This is a genomic window from Chelatococcus sambhunathii (assembly GCF_001418005.1).
Classification (GTDB): Bacteria; Pseudomonadota; Alphaproteobacteria; order Rhizobiales; family Beijerinckiaceae; genus Chelatococcus_A; species Chelatococcus_A sambhunathii.
This window is the reverse complement of the sequence record NZ_LIOL01000008.1, coordinates 78,638-102,146: the sequence shown is the minus strand read 5'-3', so window position 1 is coordinate 102,146 and position 23,509 is coordinate 78,638. Positions and strand designations below refer to the sequence as shown.

At 68.7% G+C, this 23,509-nt stretch carries 23 protein-coding genes; 7 read left to right on the top strand and 16 right to left on the bottom strand.

Annotated features, from left to right (window positions below):
• Positions 1-13 precede the first annotated feature (13 nt).
• Complete coding sequence (gene deoA, locus ASC46_RS15410; protein WP_055460263.1) at positions 14-1,339, top strand: thymidine phosphorylase; 1,326 nt, start codon at positions 14-16, stop codon at positions 1,337-1,339.
• Positions 1,336-2,280, top strand: a complete 945-nt coding sequence (locus tag ASC46_RS15405; protein ID WP_055460190.1) for a 2-hydroxyacid dehydrogenase — start codon at positions 1,336-1,338, stop codon at positions 2,278-2,280. Before deoA ends, ASC46_RS15405 begins: the two co-directional genes overlap by 4 nt.
• Positions 2,281-2,283: 3 nt before the next feature.
• Here ASC46_RS15405 and ASC46_RS15400 read toward each other — a convergent pair whose 3' ends face one another.
• Together ASC46_RS15400 and ASC46_RS15395 are read right to left on the bottom strand one after the other, a co-directional pair.
• Positions 2,284-3,138: a C40 family peptidase gene (locus ASC46_RS15400; protein ID WP_055460189.1), complete on the bottom strand. Its 855-nt coding sequence runs from the start codon at positions 3,136-3,138 to the stop codon at positions 2,284-2,286.
• 14 nt (positions 3,139-3,152) lie between these two features.
• On the bottom strand, positions 3,153-3,515 hold the full coding sequence (locus ASC46_RS15395; RefSeq protein ID WP_055460188.1) for a MarR family winged helix-turn-helix transcriptional regulator: 363 nt from the start codon (positions 3,513-3,515) through the stop codon (positions 3,153-3,155).
• 300 nt (positions 3,516-3,815) lie between these two features.
• On the opposite strand from ASC46_RS15395, the gene ASC46_RS15390 reads away from it, so the two are divergent.
• A complete protein-coding gene (locus ASC46_RS15390) occupies positions 3,816-4,400 on the top strand; it encodes a hypothetical protein (protein WP_055460187.1) in 585 nt (194 codons plus the stop codon).
• Between the two features lie 3 nt (positions 4,401-4,403).
• On the opposite strand, the gene truA is transcribed toward ASC46_RS15390, so the two are convergent.
• From truA to ASC46_RS15375, 3 genes are all read right to left on the bottom strand, one after another.
• Positions 4,404-5,147 (bottom strand): tRNA pseudouridine(38-40) synthase TruA, encoded by a 744-nt coding sequence (truA, locus tag ASC46_RS15385; protein ID WP_055460262.1) that lies wholly within the window; start codon positions 5,145-5,147, stop codon positions 4,404-4,406.
• A gap of 2 nt (positions 5,148-5,149) precedes the next feature.
• Complete coding sequence (gene fmt / locus ASC46_RS15380; protein WP_055460186.1) at positions 5,150-6,082, bottom strand: methionyl-tRNA formyltransferase; 933 nt, start codon at positions 6,080-6,082, stop codon at positions 5,150-5,152.
• A gap of 273 nt (positions 6,083-6,355) precedes the next feature.
• Positions 6,356-6,874 carry a peptide deformylase gene (locus tag ASC46_RS15375; protein ID WP_055460185.1) on the bottom strand — a complete coding sequence of 173 codons (519 nt, stop codon included), beginning with the start codon at positions 6,872-6,874 and terminating at the stop codon, positions 6,356-6,358.
• A gap of 107 nt (positions 6,875-6,981) precedes the next feature.
• On the opposite strand from ASC46_RS15375, the gene ASC46_RS15370 reads away from it, so the two are divergent.
• A complete protein-coding gene (locus tag ASC46_RS15370) occupies positions 6,982-8,151 on the top strand; it encodes a DNA recombination protein RmuC (RefSeq protein ID WP_055460184.1) in 1,170 nt (389 codons plus the stop codon).
• A gap of 179 nt (positions 8,152-8,330) precedes the next feature.
• On the opposite strand, the gene ASC46_RS15365 is transcribed toward ASC46_RS15370, so the two are convergent.
• From ASC46_RS15365 to ASC46_RS15350, 4 genes are all read right to left on the bottom strand, one after another.
• Complete coding sequence (locus tag ASC46_RS15365) at positions 8,331-9,239, bottom strand: ribokinase (RefSeq protein WP_055460183.1); 909 nt, start codon at positions 9,237-9,239, stop codon at positions 8,331-8,333.
• Between the two features lie 8 nt (positions 9,240-9,247).
• Positions 9,248-9,877 (bottom strand): uracil phosphoribosyltransferase, encoded by a 630-nt coding sequence (gene upp / locus ASC46_RS15360; protein WP_055460182.1) that lies wholly within the window; start codon positions 9,875-9,877, stop codon positions 9,248-9,250.
• 92 nt (positions 9,878-9,969) lie between these two features.
• On the bottom strand, positions 9,970-11,238 hold the full coding sequence (locus ASC46_RS15355) for a URC4/urg3 family protein (RefSeq protein ID WP_055460181.1): 1,269 nt from the start codon (positions 11,236-11,238) through the stop codon (positions 9,970-9,972).
• 14 nt (positions 11,239-11,252) lie between these two features.
• Complete coding sequence (locus ASC46_RS15350; RefSeq protein ID WP_055460180.1) at positions 11,253-12,512, bottom strand: GTP cyclohydrolase II; 1,260 nt, start codon at positions 12,510-12,512, stop codon at positions 11,253-11,255.
• A gap of 191 nt (positions 12,513-12,703) precedes the next feature.
• Here ASC46_RS15350 and ASC46_RS15345 point away from each other — a divergent pair, with 191 nt between their 5' ends.
• On the top strand, positions 12,704-13,285 hold the full coding sequence (locus ASC46_RS15345; RefSeq protein ID WP_055460179.1) for an NAD(P)H-dependent oxidoreductase: 582 nt from the start codon (positions 12,704-12,706) through the stop codon (positions 13,283-13,285).
• Positions 13,286-13,294: 9 nt separating this feature from the next.
• Here the strand turns inward: ASC46_RS15345 and ASC46_RS15340 are convergent, their stop codons facing one another.
• From ASC46_RS15340 to ASC46_RS15310, 7 genes are all read right to left on the bottom strand, one after another.
• On the bottom strand, positions 13,295-14,521 hold the full coding sequence (locus tag ASC46_RS15340; RefSeq protein WP_055460178.1) for a phosphopentomutase: 1,227 nt from the start codon (positions 14,519-14,521) through the stop codon (positions 13,295-13,297).
• 86 nt (positions 14,522-14,607) lie between these two features.
• On the bottom strand, positions 14,608-16,221 hold the full coding sequence (locus ASC46_RS15335) for an ABC transporter ATP-binding protein (protein WP_055460177.1): 1,614 nt from the start codon (positions 16,219-16,221) through the stop codon (positions 14,608-14,610).
• 3 nt (positions 16,222-16,224) lie between these two features.
• On the bottom strand, positions 16,225-17,391 hold the full coding sequence (locus ASC46_RS15330; RefSeq protein ID WP_055460176.1) for an ABC transporter permease: 1,167 nt from the start codon (positions 17,389-17,391) through the stop codon (positions 16,225-16,227).
• 1 nt (position 17,392) lies between these two features.
• A complete protein-coding gene (locus tag ASC46_RS15325; RefSeq protein WP_055460175.1) occupies positions 17,393-18,466 on the bottom strand; it encodes a microcin C ABC transporter permease YejB in 1,074 nt (357 codons plus the stop codon).
• The gene (locus ASC46_RS15320; protein ID WP_245280580.1) at positions 18,467-18,865 is read right to left on the bottom strand and encodes a DUF4260 domain-containing protein; all 399 of its coding nucleotides are present in this window, start codon (positions 18,863-18,865) and stop codon (positions 18,467-18,469) included.
• Between the two features lie 2 nt (positions 18,866-18,867).
• On the bottom strand, positions 18,868-20,754 hold the full coding sequence (locus tag ASC46_RS15315) for an extracellular solute-binding protein (RefSeq protein WP_055460173.1): 1,887 nt from the start codon (positions 20,752-20,754) through the stop codon (positions 18,868-18,870).
• 234 nt (positions 20,755-20,988) lie between these two features.
• A complete protein-coding gene (locus tag ASC46_RS15310) occupies positions 20,989-21,543 on the bottom strand; it encodes a c-type cytochrome (RefSeq protein ID WP_055460172.1) in 555 nt (184 codons plus the stop codon).
• 279 nt (positions 21,544-21,822) lie between these two features.
• Between ASC46_RS15310 and ASC46_RS15305 the strand changes: the two genes are divergently transcribed.
• Positions 21,823-22,560, top strand: a complete 738-nt coding sequence (locus tag ASC46_RS15305; protein ID WP_055460171.1) for a 3-deoxy-manno-octulosonate cytidylyltransferase — start codon at positions 21,823-21,825, stop codon at positions 22,558-22,560.
• Positions 22,561-22,585: 25 nt separating this feature from the next.
• Positions 22,586-23,443: a prephenate dehydratase gene (locus ASC46_RS15300; RefSeq protein WP_055460170.1), complete on the top strand. Its 858-nt coding sequence runs from the start codon at positions 22,586-22,588 to the stop codon at positions 23,441-23,443.
• The last annotated feature ends 66 nt before the right edge of the window (positions 23,444-23,509 follow it).

Here is a 23,509-nt window from a genome sequence, read left to right as displayed (position 1 = left end):
CGACGAGGCGCGCATGGGCTTTCTGCCGCAGGAAATCATCCGCAAGAAGCGCGACGGAGCGGCGCTCACCGAGGAGGAGATCTTCTTCCTCATCGAGGGTCTGACCCGTGGGCGGGTCACCGAGGGCCAGGCGGCGGCCTTCGCCATGGCCGTCTTCTTCCGCGGCATGGGCCTCGACGAGCGGGTGGCGCTGACCGAGGCCATGATGCGCTCGGGCGAGGTGCTGCAGTGGGACCTGCCCGGCCCGGTGCTCGACAAGCATTCGACCGGCGGCGTCGGCGACACGGTGAGCCTCGCCCTCGCGCCCGCCGTCGCCGCTTGCGGCGGCTACGTGCCGATGATCTCCGGCCGCGGCCTCGGCCATACCGGCGGCACGCTCGACAAGCTCGATGCCATCCCCGGCTATGTCTCGCAGCCGGATGCCGACACCTTCCGCGCCGTCACGCGCAACGTCGGCTGCGCCATCATCGGCCAGACGGGCGATCTCGCCCCCGCCGACAAGCGGCTCTACGCCATCCGCGACGTCACGGCGACGGTCGAGTCGATCCCGCTCATCACCGCCTCGATCCTGTCGAAGAAGCTCGCCGCCGGGCTCGAAGGCCTCGTCATGGACGTCAAGGTGGGCTCCGGCGCCTTCATGGCGAGCCTCGAGGAGGCGCAGTCGCTGGCGAAAAGCCTCGTGACCGTGGCGAACCGCGCCGGCCTGCCGACGAGCGCGCTTCTCACAGACATGGACGCGCCGCTCGCGAGCGCGGCGGGCAATGCGGTCGAGGTCGCCTATGCGGTCGACTATCTCACCGGCCGCCGGCGCGAGCCGCGCTTTCACGAGGTGACCATGCGGCTCGGTGCCGAGATGCTCTTCCTCGGTCGCATCGTGGCGAGCATTGGCGACGGCCGTGTGCGCATGGAAGAGGCCATCGCCAGCGGCCGGGCGGCCGAACGGTTCGGCATGATGGTCGCGGCGCTCGGCGGGCCGACGGATTTCGCCGAGGCGAGCGAGCGCCACCTCGCCCGCGCGCCGGTGGTGCGCGCCGTCCATGCGCATCGCACCGGCTTCGTCACGTCGGTCGACACGCGCGCCGTCGGCATCGCGGTCATCGCGCTCGGCGGCGGCCGCACCCGCGCCGAGGATGCGATCGACCATGCCGTTGGCCTCACCGACCTTGCCGGCCCCGGCGACGAGGTGGGTCCCGGCCGGCCGCTCGCCATCGTGCACGCCCGCGGCGAAGGCGCGGCCGATGCGGCCGAGGCCACGCTGCGCCGGGCCTACGTGATCGGGCAGGACAAGCCGGCCGGGCGCGGCATCATCCTCGAGCGCATGGCGGAGCGTGTGGCATGACCATTCTCGTCGCCCTCACGGGCTGGCACGTCGATTCCTGGGTCGAGCGGCTGGAGCGGCTGCTGCCGGGCCGGCGCGTCGTGCGCCTCGGCGATGCCTACGACCCCGCGGCGGTTACCTATGCCGTGGCCTGGAAGCACCCGCCCGGCGCCTTTCGCGGCCTGCCGAACCTGGAGGCGATATTCTCCCTCGGCGCCGGCGTCGACCACCTGATGGGCGATCCCGACCTGCCGGACGTGCCGATCACGCGTGTCGTCGACGACGACCTCACCAACCGCATGAGCGAATATGTCGTCCTGCACTGCCTGATGCACCTGCGCCAGCAGCGCCGCTACGACGCGCAGCAGCGCGCGCATATGTGGGAGGACGACCGCCACCAGCCGGCCGCGCGCGACGTCAGGGTCGGTGTCATGGGGCTCGGCGTCCTCGGGCAGGATGCCGCCCGCAAGCTCGCCTTCATGGGCTTCGACGTCGCGGGCTGGAGCCGCACGCCCAAGGACTGTCCGGGGCTCCAGGTCTTCACCGGCGAGGCGGAGCGCGCCGCCTTCCTCGCCCGCACCGACATCCTCGTCCTTCTCCTGCCGCTCACGCCGGAGACGCACGGCATCGCCAACTACGCCCTGTTCAAGGGCCTCGCCCGCGGCGGGCGCCTCGGTGGCCCGGTCTTCGTCAATGCCGGTCGCGGCGGGCTGCAGGTCGAGGAGGACATCCTCCGGGCGCTCGACGACGGCACGCTCATGGCGGCCTCGCTCGACGTGTTCGAGACCGAGCCGCTACCCGACAGCTCCCGCTTCTGGGACCACCCGAGCGTGATCGTGACGCCGCACAACGCCGCCATGAGCGATCCGGACAGCATCATCCGCCTCGTCGCCCGCCAGATCGCTTGCTTCGAGGCCGGCGAGCCGCTCGAGCACCTCGTCGACCGGCAGCGGGGATATTGAGGCTCAGAGCCGCTTGATGCTGGTGACCGGCCCGGCGCCGGCAGCTTCGATCCGCGCCGCCGCGACGGCAAGCGGCTCGATCACCGTCGCCATGTGGTGGCCGTTGGCGTGCAGCAGGTTGGCACTGTCGACCATGATGCCGACGTGCCCCTTCCAGAACACGAGGTCGCCGCGCCTGAGCCCCGTGAACTCCTCGGTGATAGGCAGTGGCGAGCCGAGCGTCCGCTCCTGCAGGTCGCTGTCGCGCGGCGCCTCGACGGCGGCAGCCGAGAGCGCGAGCTGCACGAGGCCCGAACAGTCGATGCCCAGGCTGGTCTTGCCGCCCCACAGATAGGGCACGCCGACGAAGCGCTCGGCGATGGTGACGAAATCATCGGCAAGCGGCGGGCCGACGAAGGCGAGGTGCCGCGCGAAGATGGCGCTGCCATCGGCAAGGTGCGCGAAATCGCCCTCGAAACCGCTCACCGTCACGCCCGCCATGAGCGATAGCGCCCCAACCGGCGGCAGCTTGATGGACGGGCCGGGGTAGACGAAGGTACGCAGCACGGCCACCCGATGCGTCGGCGCGGGCTCGAAGGCGCCGAGGGCCGACACCGGCAGGTAGCCGACATAGCCGTCGCCGGCGAGTTGCGCCCAGGCCCAGCCCTCCTCCTCCTCGAAGACGCGCACGGCCTCGCCGGCGAGCGCCTCGGTGTCGAGCAGCGCATCGGGCCGCGGCTCCCGCCGGAGCGGCGCGCTCGCCGCGACGATGCGCTGCTCCCGCGCCCTGACGTAGCGCGTGGCCACCACCGTGCCCGCGAGGAAATCGGCCGCGAGGTCGGGTCGGGCGGGGGTTGTGCGCGGATCGGTCAGCATCATTTCCGTGTATCCCTCTATCGCGGCAGCACCCTGCCATGCGCGACGATGAGGTCGCCCAGCCGCTCCACGGCGAGCGCGCCCTTCACCGTCCGCTGTATCACGACATTGCGGCGGTCCGCATCATCCCTGCGGCGGGCGACGAGATCCAGCCGGCCCATTGTGTCGAGCGCGCGTGTGATGACCGGCTTCGTCACGCCGAGCTTGCCGGCGAGCCCGCGCACCGTGTGCGGCGGCGGCTCCAGATAGATCGTGAGCAAAATGGCAAGCTGCCGCGCGGAGAGGTCATGCGACAGATCCTGCCCGTCCTCGCGCACGAGATCGAGTGTGACGCGATGCCAGAGGGTGAGAGCTTCGAGGGGCCGCAGTTCGACGGGCATGGAACGCAAGGGGGCCGGATCGTTTCGGTTCCGTATTATTTCGGCCGGGCGATCGGCGGGCAAGCACGACCCGTGCGCGCGGTTAAGAAAGGCCTCATGCAGCCTTCGCGAGCAACATTCGGGCACCTGTCGCTTGGCTCTTGCCCCGGCTCGCCACCAGACGTGAAGCGGCAAAGCGCGACGCTTCCCTGTTGTCATGGCCGCGCCTGTCGCGGGCATGACGGCTGAGCGGGACGCGCCACCTCTAGACAAAAGGCCTACGACTTTCGTATTATATGCAACGCAACATCCGAGGCTGACATGCTCATCACGGCCGACGAGGTAGCCCGCTCGCTACGCGGCTGCTGGCAGGTCCTGAACCGCAGCAAGGGCGCGCTCGAAACCTTCGACGTCAGCTTCACCGGCTTCTGGCATTCGTTCCTCGCCATGGCGCTCGCCGCGCCAGCCTTCGTCGTCGGCGTCGCCGCCGCCCGCTTCACCCGCTCCGGCCCGGACTGGATGCACGACGGCGGGCTCTTCGACATGCCCGACATCCTGTTCGCCCAGGCGCTCGTCATCGCCTCGGCCTGGCTGCTCTTTCCGCTGCTGATGCTCGGCTTCGTGCGGCTCATGGGGCTCGAGCGGCGCTATGTCGGCTATATCGTCGCCTACAACTGGTCGAACGTGGCGGCCCTTCTCCTGCTCGCCCTACCGCCGGCGCTGCATGTGCTGGGCCTCGCCACGGCGGGCCTGGCCGTGTTCTACGCCCTCGCCTTCGGCTTCATCGTCTTCTATTTCCGCTGGGTCCTCGCCCGGATCGCGCTCGGCATCTCCGCGGGCCTTGCCGGCTTCATCGTCGCCATGGACATCGCCACCTTCGTGCTGGTGCGCACTTTCGTCGGCTGACGATCAGTAATCGACGCCGACGAGATACAGCCCGCACGCCGGCGCCATCGGCCCGCACGCCTTGCGGTTGCGCGCCTGAAGGGCGCGGCGCACGTCCTCCGGCCGCCACTTGCCAGCACCCACGCGCTCCAGCGTGCCGACCATCGAGCGCACCTGGTGGTGCAGAAAGGAGCGCGCCGAGGCCTCGATGCGGATCTCGTCGCCGAGGCGGCTGACATCGAGCCGGTCAAGCGTGCGCACGGGACCGGATGCCTGACATTCCGCGGCACGAAAGGTCGTGAAATCGTGTCGGCCGACGAGGTGCTGCGCCGCCTCGTGCATCGCCGCAGCGTCGAGCGGCCCGGGCACATGCCAGACGAGGCGCGCATCGAGCACCGGCTGCGGCCGTCGGTTGAGGATGCGGTAGAGATAGTGCCGCTTCACGGCGGAGCGGCGGGCATCGAAATCCGCCGGCACCTCGGCGGCAAGGAGCACCGCCGCCGCATCGCCCATGAGCTTCAGATGCGCATTCGTCGCATCGCGCAGCGTATCCGTGCGCCACGGCCGGGAGAGGTCGAAATGCACCACCTGGCCGATGGCATGCACGCCGGCATCGGTGCGCCCGGCGCATTGCACACGCGGGCTTTCGCCGCAGAAGCGGGCGAGCGCCTCTTCCAGCGCCTGCTGCACGGAGCGCCCCGTCTCCTGCCACTGCCAGCCGACATAGGGACTGCCGTCATATTCGACGATGAGCCTGTAGCGCGGCATGATCACGCCAGTACGGTGCCTGGCGCGAGACGGGCGCCACGCAGAAACTCCTCGCCGCTCGTCACGTCGCGCCCGGCGCGCTGCACCTGCAGAAGCTCGACGGCGCCCTCGCCGCAGGCGACGACAAGCCCGCCCGCAAGCAATGTGCCCGGCGGCCCGGCGCCGTCAGCGCGGCGCGTGCGCAGCACCTTCACGCGCTCGGCCCCCTTGCCGAGGTCGACCATGAGAAAGGCGCCGGGAAAGGGCGACAGGCCGCGCACCAGGTTGTGCACCTCGCCGGCCGGACGCGACCAGTCGATGCGCGCCTCCTCGTTGGTGATCTTGGCGGCATAGGCGACACCCTCAGCGGCCTGCGGCACGAAGGAGAGCGCATCGCGTGAAAGCGCCGCGAGCGCGCGCACCATCAGGTCGGCGCCGAGCACGGCAAGTCGGTCGTGCAGCTCACCGGCCGTCATGTCCGGAGCGATGGCGATCCGCTCCACCATCGCGACAGGCCCGGTATCGAGCCCCTCCTCCATCTTCATGACGGCAACACCAGTCTCGGCATCGCCTGCCATCACGGCGCGCTGGATGGGAGCGGCGCCACGCCAGCGCGGTAGCAGCGAGGCATGCAGGTTGAGGCAGCCGAGCCTCGGCGCCTCCAGCATCGGCACGGGCAGGATGAGGCCATAGGCGACGACCACCGCGACATCGGCCGCCAGCGAACGCAAGGTCTCCTGTTCCTCCGGGCCGCGCAGACTCCTGGGCGTATAGACGGGGATGGCGAAACGCTCGGCCATCTCGTGCACCGGCGAGCGCTTCTCGCCCATGCCGCGCCCGGCCCTGGCCGGCGCGCGGGTGTAGACGGCGACGACTTCGTGGCCCTGGCCGACGATTTCGGCGAGCGTCGGCACGGCGAAATCGGGCGTGCCCATGAAAACGATGCGCAGCGACATGGCACCTGCCGGATGTGGGGCGGCGAGCGGCGCCGCAAGCGCCCTTCCCTAAACGCCTGCGGCAGGCAAGGGCAAGCCCCATGCTCCGCGGCCGCCGCACTCTGCTGCCGCTCACAGCCGAAAGCCGCCGTTGCCGACAGAAACAGGATCTACGCGATGGCCCGCCTTCCACCCGTCATGGCCGGTGGCGTCTCGGCCATCCACGCCCTCAACGTTGCGCAATGAGGCGTCGATGCCCGCGGCTGGGGCGGGCATGACGGGCAATGGTGCTGATTACCCTGCCGCCTCGCGCCGGGCCACCTTGGAGAACTTCTTCATCACGCGGTCGCGCTTGAGCTTCGACAGGTGATCGAGGAAGAGGATCCCGTCGAGATGGTCGATCTCGTGCTGCAGGCAGGTGGCGAGCAGCCCGTCCGCCTCGATCTCCTGCGCCTTGCCGTCCAGGTCGACATAGCGAACCCGCACGCGCGCCGGCCGCTCCACCTCCTCATAATATTCGGGGATGGAAAGGCAGCCTTCCTCGTAGGTGCTCGTCTCTTCCGAGGACCACACGATCTGCGGGTTGATGAACACCATCGGGCGCTTGTCCTCGCCCTCGCGCGAGACGTCGAGCACGAGGATGCGCTTCATGACGCCGATCTGCACGGCCGCGAGGCCGATACCCGGCGCGTCATACATCGTCTCCAGCATGTCGTCGGCCAACTGGCGGATCTCGTCCGTGACCGCCTCGACGGGTGCGGACGGCTGCTTCAGGCGGGGATCGGGAATGACGATGATGCGACGGATGGTCATGGCACACGCTGGGTTGGAACACAGGCGACATAATCATTCCCGTCGCGCCGGTCAACGTGTTCCGCTTTCGTTCGCATCGGGCGCACGAATCGGCTAGCGTTGGGTGCATGAACGACATCGCCCTCACCATCGGCGCTCACGCCTTCACCTATGCCCAGGTGGCGCTCGGCTTCGCGCTCGCCGTCATCCTGCTGCTCGCGCTGCTCGCCCGCAGCACCGCCCGAGCGGGGCGCGAGCGCTCGCTGGAGGCGGCCGCCGCGGCGGAACGTGCGCGCGAGTTCGACGACAAGGTGGCGGAGATGACGCGCCTGCAGGCGGAGATGCAGGGTCGCATGCAGACGATGGCCGAGATCTTCGGCACCCGCCAGGCGGATCTCGCGCGCCTCTTGAGCGAGCGGCTCGACGGCCTGCAGCACCGGGTCGGCCAGGGGCTGGAGACGACGGCCCGCCAGACGAGCGAGAACATCGCCCGCCTCAACGAGCGCCTCGCCGTCATCGACGCCGCGCAGAAGAACCTCACCGATCTCACCGGCGAGGTGGTCGGCCTCAAGGACATCCTGGCCAACAAGCAGGCGCGCGGCGCCTACGGCCAGGGACGGATGGAGGCGATCATCCGCGACGGCCTGCCGGCGGGTGCCTATACCTTCCAGGCGACGCTGTCGAACCGTACGCGGCCGGACTGCCTCGTGCACCTGCCGGGCGACCATCCGCTCGTCATCGACGCCAAGTTCCCGCTCGAGGGCTTTTCGGCCTTTCGCGAAGCCAAAAGCGAGGAGGCGCGTCGGCAGGCCGGCCAGCGCGTGAAGGCGGATGTCGCGACCCACGTGCGCGACATCGCCGAGAAATACCTCATCCCCGGCGAGACGCAGGACATGGCGCTGCTCTTCGTGCCGTCCGAGGCCATCTATGCCGACCTGCACGAATATTTCGACGACGTGGTGCAGCGCGCACACCGTGCGCGCGTCGTGGTCGTCTCTCCCTCGCTCCTGGCGCTCGCCATCCAAGTGATGCAGACGTTGGTGCGCGACGCACGCATGCGCGAGGAGGCGCAGAAGATCCAGGTGGAGGTGCGGCGTCTGCTCGACGACGTGAAGCGCCTGAGCGACCGAGTGGAAAGGCTCGATACCCACTTCCGCCAGGCCCAGGAGGATGTGGGCCAGATCCGCATCTCGACCGACAAGATCGTCAAGCGCGGCGAGCGCATCGACGCCCTCGAGTTCGACGATGCCGAGCAGCCGCGCCCGGCCATTGCCAGCCCCGTCAGGGCGGCGGAATAGGGCACCGTTCGATAAGCGGTGCACCGGCCCATCGGGGGTCTCTTTGCGTTTCCGCCGCTCCGTCATGGCCGGCGCGTCCCGGCCATCCACGCCCTTGCGTTGCGCGATGTTCGGCGCGGCGCGGATGCCCGCGACAAGCGGGGGCATGACAGCCCATGGAAGCCGCCGGCCTCACATCCTCAAACGAACTGCCCCGCCACCAGCGCCTCGATCGCCGCCTTGTCCGGAATGCTCGGCTGCGCGCCGGCCTTCGTGCAGGCGAGGCTGCCGGCGGCAACGCCACGTTGCAAGGCTCCGGTGAAGCCGTAGCCACCGGCGAGCGCTGCGGCGAAAGCGCCGCAGAACGTATCGCCCGCCGCCGTCGTGTCGACCACCGCGACGGGCGGCGCCGGCACGGCCCGGCGCACCCCGCCCGTCCAGGCGACGAGCCCTTCGGCTCCGAGCGTCACGATGGCCGCGATGCCGTGGCGGGCGTCGATCACGCGGGCGATGGCATCCGGGTTGCCTTCCGCGATGCCAAGGGCGTCGGCCATGACCCGCGCCTCGTGCTCGTTCATGACAAGGATGTCGAGGAGGGCCACGAGTTCCGGGTCCGGCCGTCCTGCCGGGGCGAGGTTGAGCATGACGCGCGCGCCATGAGCCTTGGCGATGCGCGCGGCGGCGATGCACTCGGCTTCCGGCACCTCGCGTTGCAGGAGCAGGATCGCTCCGTCCTCCCAGGCAATCCCGGCGAGCGTCTCGGCGCGTGCATGGCCATTGGCGCCGGCCGCGACGACGATGGCGTTCTCGCCCGCCGCATCCACCGTGATGAAGGCAGCGCCCGTCGGCTCATCGAGACGCGCGACAAGGGAGAGATCGACACCCTCGGCGGAGAGGAGGCCGAGCGCCGCCTTGGCGAGCCCGTCATGCCCGACCGCCCCGGCCATGATCACCCGCGCGCCCGCCCGGGCGGCGGCGAGCGCCTGGTTGGCACCCTTTCCCCCGGGGTGCACGGCATAACCGGGACCGATCACGGTCTCGCCCGGCGCCGGAATGTGCCCTACGCGCGTGACGAGATCGGCGTTGAGCGAACCGAAGACGACGATCATGGCTGCAGTCACTTGGTGCCGTACATGCGGTCACCGGCGTCGCCGAGGCCCGGCATGATGTAGCCGTGGTCGTTCAGATGCTCGTCGATGGCCGCGGTCCAGATCGGCACGTCGGGATGCTCGCCGCGCAGCTTCTCGATACCCTCCGGAGCGGCCAGCAGACAGACGAAACGCATCTCCTTGGCACCGCGCTCCTTCAACCGGTCGATGGCGGCCACGGCGGAATTGGCCGTCGCCAGCATCGGGTCCATGACGATGACGAGACGCTCGGCGAGATTGGCCGGGGCCTTGAAGTAATATTCGACGGCCGTCAGCGTCTCGGGATCGCGGTAGAGACCAATGTGAGCGACACGCGCGGAGGGCACGAGATCGAGCATGCCGTCGAGGAATCCGACGCCGGCGCGCAGGATGGGCGCGAAGACGAGTTTCTTGCCCGCCAGCATCGGCGCGCGCATCGGCATCAGTGGCGTTTCGATGTCGACGTCCTCGAGCGGCAGATCGCGCGTTACCTCGTAGCACAGCAGCATGCCGATCTCGTTCAGCAGCTGGCGAAAGCCCTTGGTGGAGCGCGACTTGTCGCGCATCAGCGTCAGCTTGTGCTGCACCAGCGGATGGTCGACGACGGTAACGCCTTCCATGGATCGGCTCCGGCCTCTGGATGGTTGACACGTGCGGTTCTGCGCCGCTTGCCCGACAATAAGCACCGGCGCGCCACCGCGGGAAGGCGGAATCAGAACACCGTGCCGTCGCTGGCGATGGAAAGCGGTGGAGAACCGTCGCCGCGAGTCTCGCGCGCGATGCGGCGGCCGGCCGCCCAGGTGCCGCCCTCGAGCACGCGGGCAAGCGGCATCGCCCGCTCGTCGCAGCCGAGCCGTTCGCGCACGAGGCGAGCCACCGCGTCGAGCAGGGCCACCGTCAGCGCCCGCCACTCGACGACCAGCGGCGAGGACACCTCGTGGGTGCGCGCCAGATCCTCCGGATCCTTCAGGCGAATCGCGCCGAGGTCGATGAGGAGGCCGCCGTTGCGATATTCCGGCAGGCCCGTGAGCCCATCGATGCCGGTGACGACAAGCCCCGCCTCCTCCAGCGGCTCGATGAGCGAATAGGCCAGCCATTGCGACAGCTTGTGGAAGGGTACGAGGCCGGCCGTGCCCCCCTCGCCCGGCATCAGCGGGTGCATCCACGTGTCGCCGAGCTCGATGCCGGCGATGGTGAGCCGCGCCGGCCAGACCGCGGACAGATGGGCGAGCAGCATGTGCAGGATCAGCTCCGCCGGCACCTCGCCGCCAGCGCCCTCGGCCACGAGGGCATCGAACAGCCCGCCGGGGCGCGGCCCGTCGGCGCGGGCGAAGACCTCGGGCTTGGCCGCAGCCACCGTGCCGAGGCCGTAGAGCAGCGCGGCCCGGCCCTCGAGCCCGACGAGCGCGTTCTGCTCGCTCGCCTTGAAGCCGGTGGCGAGGTCGCGCGCGGTCACCTCGCGCAGCCGCTTGGCGTCGGCACGCAGCGGATCTTCGGCGCAGAAGGAGAAGAGCCCCGCCTCGAACATGCGCAGCGAGGCGACCGCGAGGCCCTCGGAGCGGGCATAGGCCTCCCCCGTCTCGTCCTCCCGGTAGCGCCAGACGGGACCCGCGCCGGCGTCGAGGAGCACGCTGAGGATGGCGAGGTCGAAGGCGGCCCGGGCCTTGCCGGCGGTATCCGGCCAGCGCGTTCGCGCCGCGAGCGCCCCCCAGCGGTCATGGCCGCCCGCCGCGAAATGCCGCCAGCGGGCGTGGAAGGGGATGGCGAGCGTCGGGTAATTGGCCCGGATCGTGTCGACGACATAATCCGCCACGAGGGGCAGCCGGTCCATATCGACGGCGCAGTGGAGGAGGCGTCCGTCCTCAGCGAGGCCGAGCATGGTGCGAGCCCGCTCGCGCACCGCCCGCGCCGACAGCAGCGCCCTGACCGCATCGGGCGAAACGCCCCCGGCCTCGCTCGTACGCACCGACAATTCCGTCATCACCCGCCAGTCCCTCAATAGCGATCGAGGTCGCGGCCGACCGTCGCCTTGAGCGCGGCCTCGTCCGGCGGCGTCTCCGGCGTATAGTAGCCGGCCGCCTTCTTGGCCGCGAGTTCCACCTGCGCATCGGGCGGCACGAGTTCGTCCGGGATCGGCACCCGCTCTCCGATCTCGATGCCCGAGCCGGTGATGGCGTCGTACTTCATGTTGGACATGGAGACGAACCGGTCGATGCGGCGGATGCCGAGCCAGTGCAGCACATCCGGCATCAGCTGCTGGAAGCGTGCGTCCTGCACGCCGGCAACGCATTCCGTGCGCTCGAAATAGGTGGCCGCCTGGTCGCCGCCCTCCTGGCGCTTGCGGGCGTTGTAGACGAGGAACTTCGTGACCTCGCCGAGCGCCCGCCCCTCCTTGCGGTTGTAGACGATGACGCCGGCGCCGCCCTTCTGCGCTTCGCGCACGCATTCCTCGATGCCGTGCACCAGATAGGGGCGGCAGGTGCAGATGTCGGAGCCGAAGACGTCGGAGCCGTTGCACTCGTCGTGCACCCGGCAAGCGATGGTGCGCTTCTCGTCGGTCAGCGCCGCGACCTCCCCGACGATATAGACCGTGGTACCCCCGATGGGCGGCAGGAAGACGTGCAGGTCCGGCCGCGTCACGAGCTCCGGGAACATGCCACCCGTCTGCTCGAACAGCGTGCGCCGCAGCTTCTGTTCGCTCGTGCCGAAGCGCTCGGCGACCCCCGGCAGGTGCCAAACCGGATCGATGGCAATCTTGGTGACGGCGATGTCGCCGGAGGCGTGCAGGATGGTGCCGTCGGCCGCGAGGCGGTGGCCGGCGATGGCGGCGAGGATCTCGGGCAGGTTGAGCCGCGCCCGGGTGACGGCGATGGAGGGCCGGATGTCAGCCCCCTCCGCCACATCGCGAGCAAAGGCGCTCGCCACCATGTGGCCGAAGGGATCGAGCGAGACGATGCGGCCGGGCTCGCTCCATTGCGGATGCGGCCCGATGGCGACAACGGGATCGGTGTTGGTGAGGTCGGGCCGCACCAGCGGGTTGAGCGCGCCGGACGAGACAGCGAGCGCGCGGTAGAGCGCATAGGCACCACCATGCGCGCCGATGACATTGCGCAGGCCCGGATTGGTGACGGTGCCGATCACCGGCCCCCGCTCCGCGGGCGTGTCCGCGCCCCAGCGGATGGGAAAGCGCGCAGGCGTCTCGGGCTCGGGATGGGAGGTGAGACGGATATGGCTCGACCGATTCGGCGTCGTCATGGCCTGTGCCCCGAAGAGAACGAGCCCTCGCCGAAAAGGCTGGAGGGCTCGAAGGGTCTCGACCGGAGGGAGCTTGCTGCACCGCGGCGATGGCGTCAACTCGCAGCGCAAATGGTGCGCGTGTGACCTGCATCAAACCAAACGGCGTCGCCTGCGCCGAACATAGCGACTGTTCTCGATGGGATGAGTGCATGCGTAAGATCACCATTCTCCAGGGCCACCCCGACAATGATCCCGCCCGCCTGTGCCGCGCCCTGGCGGCCGCCTATGCGGAAGGCGCCCGCGCCGGCGGCCATAGCGTGAAGGAGGTCGATATCGCCCGGCTCGACGTGCCGTTCCTGCGCACGCAGAACGATTTCGAGCTCGGGCTGATGCCGGAAGGCCTTGCCGAGGCGGGCGAGGCACTCGCCTGGGCGGACCACGTCGTCCTCGTCTTCCCCCTCTGGCTCGGGACATTGCCGGCCCTTGCCAAGGCCTTCCTCGAGCAGGTGCTGCGCCCCGGCACCGCCTTTCGCTACAACGACGGCGGGGTGCCCGAGAAGCTGCTCACCGGCCGTTCCGTCCGCATCGTCGTGACCATGGGCATGCCGGCCTTCATCTACCGCTGGTGGTACGGTGCCCACGGCCTGCGCGGCCTTGAGCGCAACATCCTTTCCTTCGTCGGCCTGGGGCCGATCCGCCGCAGCCTGTTCGGCGGCGTCGGCACGGCCAACGAGGAGAAGCGCCGGCTCTGGCTTGCGCGCATGGCGAGCCTCGGGCGCGAGGGCCGCTAGCGGCAGATATCAGATGAAGGACCACGGCCTGCCAGGCCCCGAACCTGGCAAGCCGAGATGGGCGGCGAGCGTTTCGCCGATATCGGCGAAGGTTGTCCTGAGGCCGATCGACCCCGGCGCGACGGCCGGACCGAAGGCAAGCACCGGCACCTGCTCGCGGGTATGATCGGTGCCGCGCCAGGTCGGGTCGTTGCCGTGATCGGCGGTGACGACGGCAACATCCGCGGGTCCGAGCAGGGCCTCGATCTCCGGCACGCGCCGGTCGAAGGCCTCGATGGCGGCAGCATAGCCGGCCACATCCCGGCGGTGGCCGTACTCGGTGTCGAAATCGACGAGATTGGAGAATACGAGGCCACCGTCCGGCAGCGTGCGGAAGGCTTCGAGGGTCGCCGTCAGCACGGCGTCGTTGCCGTGCGGCTTGATCTCCCGCCCCGTGTGCCGATGGGCGAAGATGTCGCCGATCTTGCCCACCGTGACGACGGCGCGGCCGGCATCGTCGAGCCGGTCGAGAATTGTTCCTTCCGGCGGGGGGATGGCAAAATCCTTGCGGTTGCCAGTGCGGGTGAAGCCACCGTCCGGCGTGCCGACGAACGGCCGAGCGATGACGCGGCCGATCCTGAGCGGGTCGACCAAGGGGCGGACGATGCGGCACAGCTCGTAGAGCCGCTCGAGGCCGAAGGTCTCCTCATGCGCGGCGATCTGCAGCACGGAATCGACGGAGGTGTAGAGGATCGGCTTGCCGCTCGCTACGTGCTCGGCGCCGAGCTCCTCGATGATGGCGGTGCCGGAAGCATGCCTGTCGCCGAGGATACCGGGCAGCTTCGCCGCCGCGACGATCTTCGCCACGAGCTCCGGCGGGAAGGCGGGGCGCGTGTTCGGGAAGTAGCCCCAGGCGAAGGGTACCGGCCGCCCCGCGATCTCCCAGTGGCCGGAGGGAGTGTCCTTGCCGATGGAGGTCTCGCGCGCGACGCCCCACTGCCCCGCCGGCTCGTCCGGCCGCGCCACGCCGGCGAGCGGGCGCCCGGTCGACAATTCGCAGGCCTGCGAGAGCCCGAGGCGGGCGAGGTTGGGGATCGCGAGCGGCCCCCGGCGCAGGCCCTGCCTGTCCGCCTCGCCCGAGGCACAGGCCGCGGCGATATGGCCGAGCGTGTTGGCCCCCTCGTCGCCGAAGGCCGCGGCATCGGGGGCGCCGCCGGCGCCGACCGAATCGAGCACGATAAGCAGGGCGCGTGGCATGGCGTCGGGTCTCAGAGGAATGTGTGGGAGGCCGGTTGTAAGGTGCGCCCGGCAGCCTGCGAAGTCATTTAACTTTGCAGATTGTTTCAGGTCGCCTCTGCGGCTCGCGCGAAGGCCGCGGCGAAGAGCCTGCGCGTGTATTCGTGCTTCGGAGCCGCGAAGATCGTCTCCGCCGGCCCCTCTTCCACGACGACACCGTCCTTCATCACGATGAGCGCATTGGCGAGCGCCCGCACCACCTTGAGGTCGTGCGAGATGAACATGTAGGCGAGGTCCCGCTCGGCCTGCAGCTTGCGCAGCAGATCGACGATCTGCGCCTGCACCGACATGTCGAGCGCCGAGGTCGGCTCGTCGAGCACGACGAACTTCGGGTCGAGCGCCATGGTGCGCGCGATGGCGATGCGCTGGCGCTGGCCGCCGGAGAACTCGTGCGGGTAGCGGTCCATCGCCACCGGGTCGAGCCCGACATCGGCGAGCGCACGGGCAACGATCTCGCGCCGCTCATCGTAGGACAGGCCCGGCTTCTGCACGTCGAGCCCCTCACCCACGATCTCGGCGACGGACAGACGCGGGCTCAGCGACCCGTAGGGATCCTGGAAGACCACCTGCAGGTCCTTGCGCAGCGGTCGAATCTCCTTCTGCCTGAGGCCGTCGATGTTCCGGCCGAGGAAGACCACGGGCCCCTGGCTGGCGATGAGCCTGAGGAGCGCAAGCCCGAGCGTCGTCTTGCCGGAGCCCGATTCGCCGACGACGCCGAGCGTCTCGCCGGCGCGGATGGACAGCGAGATGCCGTCGACCGCCTTGACGTGGCCGACCGTTCGCCTGAGCAGCCCTTTCTTGATGGGAAACCACACCCTGAGCGGCCCGGCCTCGACGACCACGGGCGCCGTCTTGGCCACCGGCCGCGGCTCGCCCTTCGGCTCGGCCGCGAGCAACTTGCGCGTATAAGCGTGCTGCGGCCGCGTGAAGACCGCTTCCACCGGGCCGGTCTCGACGATACGCCCCTCCGTCATCACGCAGACCCGGTCGGCGATACGGCGCACGATGCCGAGATCATGGGTGATGAAGAGCAGCGCCATGCCGAGCCGTGCCTTGAGTTCGGCGAGCAGGGCGAGGATCTGCGCCTGCACCGTGACATCGAGCGCCGTCGTCGGCTCGTCGGCGATGAGCAGGTCCGGCTCGTTGGCGAGCGCCATGGCGATCATGACGCGCTGGCGCTGGCCGCCCGAGAGCTGGTGCGGATAGGCTTCGAGCCGCTCGCCGGCCGACGCGATGCCGACGAGCTCGAGCAGCTCGAGCGTGCGGGCGCGGGCGGCTTGCCCGCTCATGCCGCGGTGCAGCCTGAGGATCTCGCCGATCTGCCGCTCGATGGTGTGGAGCGGATTGAGCGAGGTCATCGGCTCCTGGAAGACCATGGTGATGTCATTGCCGCGCACGGCCCGCATCTCCGCCTCGCTCGCCGCGATGAGGTCCCGCCCCTTGAACAGCACCTGCCCGGACGGATGACGCGCGGCCGGATAGGGCAGCAGCTTCAGCACCGACAGGGCCGTCACGGTCTTGCCCGAGCCGGATTCCCCGACGATGGCCACCGTCTCGCCCGGCGCGACGTCGAAGGACACGCGGTCGACGGCAAGCGTCTCCTGCTCCGCCTGGCGGAAGGCGACGGACAGGTCCTGGACGGAAAGGAGGGGGGCAGTCATGGCTCAACCGAAGGTCTTTCGCGGGTCGAAGGCATCGCGCACCGCTTCGCCGACGAAGATCAGCAGCGACAGCATGATGGCGATGACGAAGAAGCCGGTGAGGCCGAGCCACGGCGCCTCGAGGTGGTTCTTGCCCTGCGCCAGCAGTTCCCCGAGTGACGGCGAGCCCGGCGGCAGGCCGAAGCCGAGGAAGTCGAGCGACGTCAGTGTCGTGATCGAGCCGTTGAGGATGAAGGGCAGGAAGGTCAGCGTCGCCACCATGGCATTCGGCAGGAGGTGGCGGAGCATGATGGTCCCGTTCGGCAGGCCGAGTGCCCGGGCGGCGCGCACATATTCGAAATTGCGCGCACGCAAGAATTCGGCCCGCACCACGCCGACGAGCGCCACCCACGAGAACAGCAGCAGGATGCCGAGCAGCACGAAGAAGCCCGGCGTGATGACGGCCGAGATGATGATGAGGAGATAGAGCGCCGGGATCGCCGTCCAGATTTCGATCAGCCGCTGGAAGAGGAGGTCGATCCAGCCGCCGAAATAACCCTGCACCGCGCCCGCCGCGACGCCGATCAGCGAGGAGACGACAGTCAGGGTCAGGCCGAAGAGGACGGAGATGCGGAAGCCGTAGATGAGCCGCGCCACGACGTCGCGGCCCTGGTCGTCGGTGCCGAGCCAATTCCATTCGATGTCGGCGCAGGTGCTGCCGCCGACGCGCTCGGCGGAGGGGCGGCACTCGGCGTCGCTGAGCAGCCACGTCGGCGGCGAGGGCGCCGGCACCGGCAGGTTGCGGTTGTGCGTGTTGTAGGAGAAGCGGATCGGCGGCCACAGGGACCAGCCGTTCTCGGCAATCTCTGAGGCGATGGCGGGGTCGCGGTAGTCGGTGACGGCGAGGAAGCCGCCGAACTTCTCCTCCGGATAGTCGATGAGCACCGGCATCAGGAACTCGCCCTTGTAGGAGACGAGAATCGGCCGGTCATTGGCGATGAACTCGGCGAAAAGGCTGAGAACGAAGAGCGCCAGAAAGATCCAGAACGACCAGTGGCCGCGCCGGTTCGCCCGGAAATTGGCGAGACGACGGGCGTTGATCGGCGACAGGCGCAAAACCCCTCGGCGCGGCAGCGGCGGGGCGAGCTTGGCCGTCTTCTCGGGCTTCGTGAGGGTCGAGGTCTCGGCCACGTCACACCTCGCGCGTCTCGAAATCGATGCGCGGATCGATCCACATGTAGGTGAGGTCGGAGAGGAGATTCACGAGAAGGCCGATGAGGGCAAAGATGTAAAGATTGGCGAAGACGACGGGATAGTCGCGGTTGACGATGGCCTCGAAGGACAGGAGCCCCAGTCCGTCGAGCGAGAAGATGGTCTCGATCAGCAGCGAGCCGGTGAAGAAGGCACCGATGAAAGCGCCCGGAAAGCCCGAGACCACGATCAGCATGGCGTTGCGGAAGACGTGCCCGTAGAGCACTTGCCGCTCCGACAGGCCCTTCATCCGCGCCGTCAGCACGTAGTGCTTGCGGATCTCCTCGAGAAAGGAGTTCTTGGTCAGCAGCGTCGTCGTCGCGAAGGCGCCGAGCGTGAGCGCCAGCACTGGCAGCGCGATGTGCCACAGATAGTCGCCGACCTTGGCCATGAGCGACAAGTCGCGCCAGTTGTCCGAGGTCAGCCCCCTGAGCGGGAAGAGCTGCCAGAAGGAGCCACCGGCAAAGAGCACGATGAGCAGGATGGCGAAGAGAAAGCTCGGGATGGCATAGCCGACGACGACGACGGCCGAGGTCCAGGTGTCGAAGCGCTCGCCGTCGCGCACCGCCTTGGCGATGCCGAGCGGAATCGAAATGGCATAGGAGATCAGCATCATCCACAGCCCGAGCGAGATCGACACGGGCAGCTTTTCGGCGATAAGGTCGACGACGGCGATGTCGCGGAAGTAGCTGCGGCCGAAGTCGAAGGTGGCGTAGTCCACCATCATCTTGGCGAAGCGCTCGGGCGCCGGCTTGTCGAAGCCGAACTGCCGCTCGAGCTCCTTGATGAAGGCCGGGTCGAGCCCCTGCGCGCCGCGATAGCGCGACTGGCCGGCATCCCCCGCGCCGCCGCCTGCGAAGCGGGCCGTGGCGCCGGCGTCGGTGCCCTGGATCTGTGCGAGCACCCGCTCCACCGGGCCGCCCGGTGCGAACTGCACGATGACGAAGGAGACGAGCATGATGCCGAACAGCGTCGGCACCATGAGGAGAATGCGTCGCAGCGCGTAGGCCAGCATTTACGACGCCACCGCCTTTCTGCCGACCGGGCCGAGATGTGTATCGCAAAAGCCGCTTGCGTATTTCAGCCCGTAGCCGAGCGTCCTGTCGAAACCGATGTGGGCGACCCAGATCGCAGCCACCGCAAGCACCTCCTGTGCCCCCAGCGCAAACCCGACCGCGGCGAGCAGAACGGGCGCGATATGCGAGTGAAGAGCATTGTAGGCGATTGCCCCGATCCGCGCACCGGCCAGATAGCCAAGGAAACTGACGTCCGGCACGAAGAAGAGCGCCGCATAGAGCCACCAGGGAGCCCCGGTGAGGGAGAACGCGAATGTCGCAGCCCCCCAGGTCAGCAGCGCTTCGATCTTCAGGATCGTTCGCGGCAAGCCGGCAACGCCTCTAAATTCGTCCGACATATTCATCGCTCGACGCCGATCCGCTTTGCCTTCGCAGTGTCGTACCACCACGTGCCCGGCGCGCCCGAGCCGTATTTCGGCGTCTTGTCCGGCCGCGAGAAGACATCCCAGTAGGCGACGAGTGTCTGGTCCTTGTACCACATCGGCACCCAGTAGCGGCCGGCCCTGAGGACACGGTCCAGCGCCCGGCAGGCGATGGTGAGCTCCGCGCGCGTCTTGGCCCGGCCGATGCGCTCGATGAGCGCGTCGATGGCAGGGTTCGCGATGCCGGCGACGTTCCGCGAACCTGGCGTCTTCGCCGCCTCCGAGCCGTAGACGACGCGCATGCTGTCGCCGGGCGTCAGGCTACCGGTCAGTGCCATGCTCGCCATGTCGAAGTCGAATTCGTCCATGCGTCGCCGGTACTGGGCCGCATCGACGATGCGCGAGCGCGCCTCGATGCCGAGCCGCTGCAGGTTCTCCTGGAAGGGCTGGGTGTGCGGCTGCAGCGTCGGCTGGAAGTCGAGGAATTCGATGGTGAAGGGCTGCCCATCCGGCAAGAGAAGCCGCCGCCCCTCGCGCTTGCAGCCCGCATCGCGCAGGAGCTCATCCGCCCGCCGCAGCAGGGCGCGGTCGCTGCCGGAGCCGTCGGACACCGGCGGCACGTAGGGCTCGCCGAAGACCTCCTCCGGTAGATCGGTCCGGAACGGCTCGAGGAGCGCCAGTTCCTCCGGCGATGGCATGCCCGTCGCCTTCATCTCCGAGGCCTCGAAGAAGGAGGTCAGCCGCTTGTAGGCCGAATACATGATGTTCTTGTTCGTCCATTCGAAATCGAAGGCGAGGCCGATCGCCTCGCGCACGCGCGGGTCGCGGAACTGGGCGCGGCGCGTGTTGAAGTACCAGCCCTGCGTCGGCACGGCCGAGCGCGTCGGGATCTCCTCGCGCTTGACACGGCCTTCACGCACGGCGGGGAAGTCGTATCCCGTCGCCCAGATGCGGGCCGTATATTCCTCATGGTAATTGAAGGCGCCGGACTTGAAGGCCTCGAAGGCCACCTGCCGGTCGCGGAAATACTCGTAGCGGATGCGGCCGAAATTGTTGCCGCCGACATTCACCGGCAGATCGCGCGCCCAATAGTCCTCCACCCGCTCGAACTCTATGAAGCGGCCAACCTCGAAGCGCCCGACCCGGTAGGGACCGGAGCCGAGCGGCGCCTCGAGCGTCGTCGCCTCGAAGTCGCGCCCGTTCCAGTAGGCCCTGGAAAAGACGGGCAGGCTCGCCACGACGAGGTGCAGGTCGCGGCTGCGCTGCGGCGACAGGCGGATGGCAACGACATCCTCGCGCTCCACCTCCGCGCCGACGACTTCCGTGAGAATGGCGCGGTAGTTCGGATGCCCCTTGGTCTTGAGGGTATCGAGCGAGAAGGCGACGTCCTCGGCCGTGATACGCGAGCCGTCGTGAAAGCGCGCTTCAGGCCGCAGCACGAAGCGGTAGGTCAGTTCATCCGGCGAGATGCGCACGGCACGCGCCACGAGGCCGTAGAGTGCATCGGGCTCGTCACCCGAGCCGGCCATCAGCGTGTCGTAGGTCAGGTCCATCCCCGCCGCGCCGTCGCCGCGCAGCACGAAGATGTTGAGGGTGTTGAAGGTGTCGAAATTCTGGTTGCCGCCCGCCTGCTTGATCTGCAGCGAGAGCGTGCCACCCTTCGGCGCGTTTGGGTTAACGTAGCTGAAGTGCTTGAAGTCCGGCGGATAGGCGAGGTCGCCGAAGGCGGACAGGCCGTGCACCTCGGCCTCGTCGGCCAGCCCCATGCGCGGCATGAACAGTCCGGCGGCCGTCGCGCCGCCCGCCGCGAGCAGGGCGCGCCGGGTGAAAGAAAAGCGCGTCGGGTCGAACAGCGGTCCGTTCACGTGTCTCGTCTCCTACGTCACGAAGCCGGGTGCGCCGATCAACGGACCAGGCGGCCAGCCTCCTGCGCGCCCCTGCTTTTGACGGGCGCGATGATCGGCACACTAAGACGGCCGGCAGGGTCAGCGGAACCCCGGTTGTCGAAATTGTGTGGCGGGAGAAGCGCCGGCGCGGCGTCCAGAAACGATTCGGCCGGGCTAATGGCCCGGCCGTTTCAACTGTCCCGGATATCCCTCTCACTCTGCCGGCAGGGGCGCCGGATTGTCGGAGAGGGTGCGCAGGTAGGCGAGGATATCCGCCCGCTCTTCCGGCTTGGCAACGCCGGCGAAGGCCATGATCGTGCCCTTCATATAGCCGCGCGGGTTGGCGATGAACTCGTTGAGGTGCTCAAAGGTCCACTTCTCGCCGTTGGCGCCGTGTTCCTTGAGTGTGGCAGAGTAGCTGAAGTCCGACACTTCCGCGATCTGCCGGTCAACGACGTCCCACAGGTGCGGGCCGACCTTGTTGGGGCCACCCTTCTCGAAGGTGTGGCAGGCCTTGCACTTGGCAACCGCCTTCTCACCGCGGGCCGGGTCGGCCTTCGCCAGGAGTTCGGGCAGCGGCACCGTCGGCGTCTGGGGTGTGGCCTCGCCGCCACCCGCGGTCGCTTCCTCGGCCGAAGGCAGGTCGTAGCCGGGCACTGCGGGCCGGTGCGGGGCAAAGACGATACCCGCCACGATATTGAGGCCCATGACAAACAGAAGGGTGCCCAGCACGGCGCCCGCGATCTTGTTGAGCTCGAAGGAATCCATCGGTCGGCAGCTCCGGTCCGTCGCTACGGACGAGGTGTCGGCAAAGGCAAGGCGCCGCACGGGGCGAGCCCCCTGCGGCGGCGGATGATTACCCGCTTTGGCGGGCGCTTGGCAATAAGGCGCGTGCGGTTATGTCGTCGCACCGCCCTCGCGCGCGCAATTGTCCACCGCGCGTCGGGGAGGACGGACGGCGCAGCGCCTGCTATAAGCGCCCGGCGCACCGGCCGCTCCCCGCGGATATCCGGCGGCCGCAACGAGAACGACCAGCGAAACGCCGACATGCCCGATCCCATCGTCCTCATCCCCGCCCGCCTCGCCGCGACACGCCTGCCGGATAAGCCCCTCGCGGACATCCACGGGGAGCCGATGATCGTGCACGTCTTGCGGCGGGCCGAGGAAGCGGGCATCGGCCCGGTCGCCGTGGCAACCGACACGCCCGCGATCGCCGAGGCCGTCACGAAAGCCGGCGGACGCGCGGTGATGACGCGCTCGGACCACCAGTCGGGCTCGGACCGGATTTACGAGGCTCTCGAGCGCCTCGACCCCGATGGCCGGCACGACATCGTTGTCAACGTGCAGGGTGACCTGCCAACCATCGATCCGCGCGTCATCGTGGCCTCGGCGCGCCCCCTCGCCGACCCCGCCGTCGACATCGCGACGCTTGCCGCGGTCATCACCCGCGAGGAGGAGCGGACGGAACCGAGTGTGGTCAAGGCCATCGGCAGCGAGATCGCGCCAAGGCACCTGCGCGCGCTCTACTTCACCCGCGCCACCGCACCCTACGGCGAAGGGCCGCTGCTGCATCACATCGGCCTCTATACCTATCGCCGTGCCGCGCTCGCGCGCTTTGTCGCCCTGCCACCCTCGCCGCTGGAGCGCCGCGAGCGGCTCGAGCAGCTGCGGGCGATCGAAGCCGGAATGCGCATCGACATCGTCGTCGTGGACGACGTGCCACTCGGCGTCGACACGCCGCACGATCTCGAACGCGCCCGCGCCATGCTCGCGCCGCGCCGCTGACCTTTTATCCGCGAGGACTTCCCCAATGGCCAAGAAGATCATCGCCTATCAGGGCGAGCCCGGCGCCAATTCGCACATTGCCTGCAAGGACGTCTATCCCGACTGGGAACCCCTGCCCTGCGCGACCTTCGAGGACGCCTTTGCCGCGGTGCAGGAGGGGCGAGCGGAGCTCGGCATGATCCCGATCGACAACTCGATTGCCGGGCGCGTCGCCGACATCCACCACCTCCTGCCGACCTCCGGCCTTCACATCGTCGGCGAATATTTCTTGCCCATCCACTTCCAGTTGCTCGCGCCGAAGGGAGCAACGCTCGCCACGATCAAGACGGTCTACAGCCACGTGCACGGGCTCGGCCAGTGCCGCAAGATCATCCGCAAGCTCGGTCTGAAGGCCGTGGTCGCGGCTGATACGGCAGGATCGGCCCGCATGGTCGCGGAATGGAACGATCCCGCCTCGGCCTCGCTCGCCACGCGGCTCGCCGGCGAGATCTACGGCCTCGACACGCTCATGGAGGACGTCGAGGACGAGGCCCACAACACCACCCGTTTCGTCATCCTGTCGCGCACGGCGCAGTGGACGGAAGCCGGCAACGGAAAGGCTGTCACCAGCTTCGTCTTCCGCGTGCGCAACGTGCCGGCGGCGCTTTACAAGGCGCTCGGCGGCTTCGCCACCAACGGCATCAACATGACGAAGCTCGAGAGCTACATGATCGAGGGACATTTCTTCGCCACCCAGTTCTATGCGGAGGTCGAAGGCCACCCGGATGACAGGTCGCTCAAGCTGGCACTGGAGGAACTCGGCTTCTTCTCGCGCGAGCTCAACATTCTCGGTGTCTTCCCCGCCCATCCCTATCGCGAGAATATTCGCGAGGCGGCCGAGTAGAAGCCGCGGGCCGCGGTGCTGCGCGGCCTGCCGCAACGTGATATGGTACCGCAACAAGATGAAGCT

Bases quoted from the DNA above. Each gene is read 5' to 3' on its own strand.
- deoA (WP_055460263.1), top strand. From the start codon at position 14: ATGGGCTTTCTGCCGCAGGAAATCATCCGCAAGAAGCGCGACGGAGCG.
- ASC46_RS15405 (WP_055460190.1), top strand. From the start codon at position 1,336: ATGACCATTCTCGTCGCCCTCACGGGCTGGCACGTCGATTCCTGGGTC.
- ASC46_RS15400 (WP_055460189.1), bottom strand. From the start codon at position 3,138: ATGATGCTGACCGATCCGCGCACAACCCCCGCCCGACCCGACCTCGCG.
- ASC46_RS15395 (WP_055460188.1), bottom strand. From the start codon at position 3,515: ATGCCCGTCGAACTGCGGCCCCTCGAAGCTCTCACCCTCTGGCATCGC.
- ASC46_RS15390 (WP_055460187.1), top strand. From the start codon at position 3,816: ATGCTCATCACGGCCGACGAGGTAGCCCGCTCGCTACGCGGCTGCTGG.
- truA (WP_055460262.1), bottom strand. From the start codon at position 5,147: ATGCCGCGCTACAGGCTCATCGTCGAATATGACGGCAGTCCCTATGTC.
- fmt (WP_055460186.1), bottom strand. From the start codon at position 6,082: ATGTCGCTGCGCATCGTTTTCATGGGCACGCCCGATTTCGCCGTGCCG.
- ASC46_RS15375 (WP_055460185.1), bottom strand. From the start codon at position 6,874: ATGACCATCCGTCGCATCATCGTCATTCCCGATCCCCGCCTGAAGCAG.
- ASC46_RS15370 (WP_055460184.1), top strand. From the start codon at position 6,982: ATGAACGACATCGCCCTCACCATCGGCGCTCACGCCTTCACCTATGCC.
- ASC46_RS15365 (WP_055460183.1), bottom strand. From the start codon at position 9,239: ATGATCGTCGTCTTCGGTTCGCTCAACGCCGATCTCGTCACGCGCGTA.
- upp (WP_055460182.1), bottom strand. From the start codon at position 9,877: ATGGAAGGCGTTACCGTCGTCGACCATCCGCTGGTGCAGCACAAGCTG.
- ASC46_RS15355 (WP_055460181.1), bottom strand. From the start codon at position 11,238: ATGACGGAATTGTCGGTGCGTACGAGCGAGGCCGGGGGCGTTTCGCCC.
- ASC46_RS15350 (WP_055460180.1), bottom strand. From the start codon at position 12,512: ATGACGACGCCGAATCGGTCGAGCCATATCCGTCTCACCTCCCATCCC.
- ASC46_RS15345 (WP_055460179.1), top strand. From the start codon at position 12,704: ATGCGTAAGATCACCATTCTCCAGGGCCACCCCGACAATGATCCCGCC.
- ASC46_RS15340 (WP_055460178.1), bottom strand. From the start codon at position 14,521: ATGCCACGCGCCCTGCTTATCGTGCTCGATTCGGTCGGCGCCGGCGGC.
- ASC46_RS15335 (WP_055460177.1), bottom strand. From the start codon at position 16,221: ATGACTGCCCCCCTCCTTTCCGTCCAGGACCTGTCCGTCGCCTTCCGC.
- ASC46_RS15325 (WP_055460175.1), bottom strand. From the start codon at position 18,466: ATGCTGGCCTACGCGCTGCGACGCATTCTCCTCATGGTGCCGACGCTG.
- ASC46_RS15320 (WP_245280580.1), bottom strand. From the start codon at position 18,865: ATGTCGGACGAATTTAGAGGCGTTGCCGGCTTGCCGCGAACGATCCTG.
- ASC46_RS15310 (WP_055460172.1), bottom strand. From the start codon at position 21,543: ATGGATTCCTTCGAGCTCAACAAGATCGCGGGCGCCGTGCTGGGCACC.
- ASC46_RS15305 (WP_055460171.1), top strand. From the start codon at position 21,823: ATGCCCGATCCCATCGTCCTCATCCCCGCCCGCCTCGCCGCGACACGC.
- ASC46_RS15300 (WP_055460170.1), top strand. From the start codon at position 22,586: ATGGCCAAGAAGATCATCGCCTATCAGGGCGAGCCCGGCGCCAATTCG.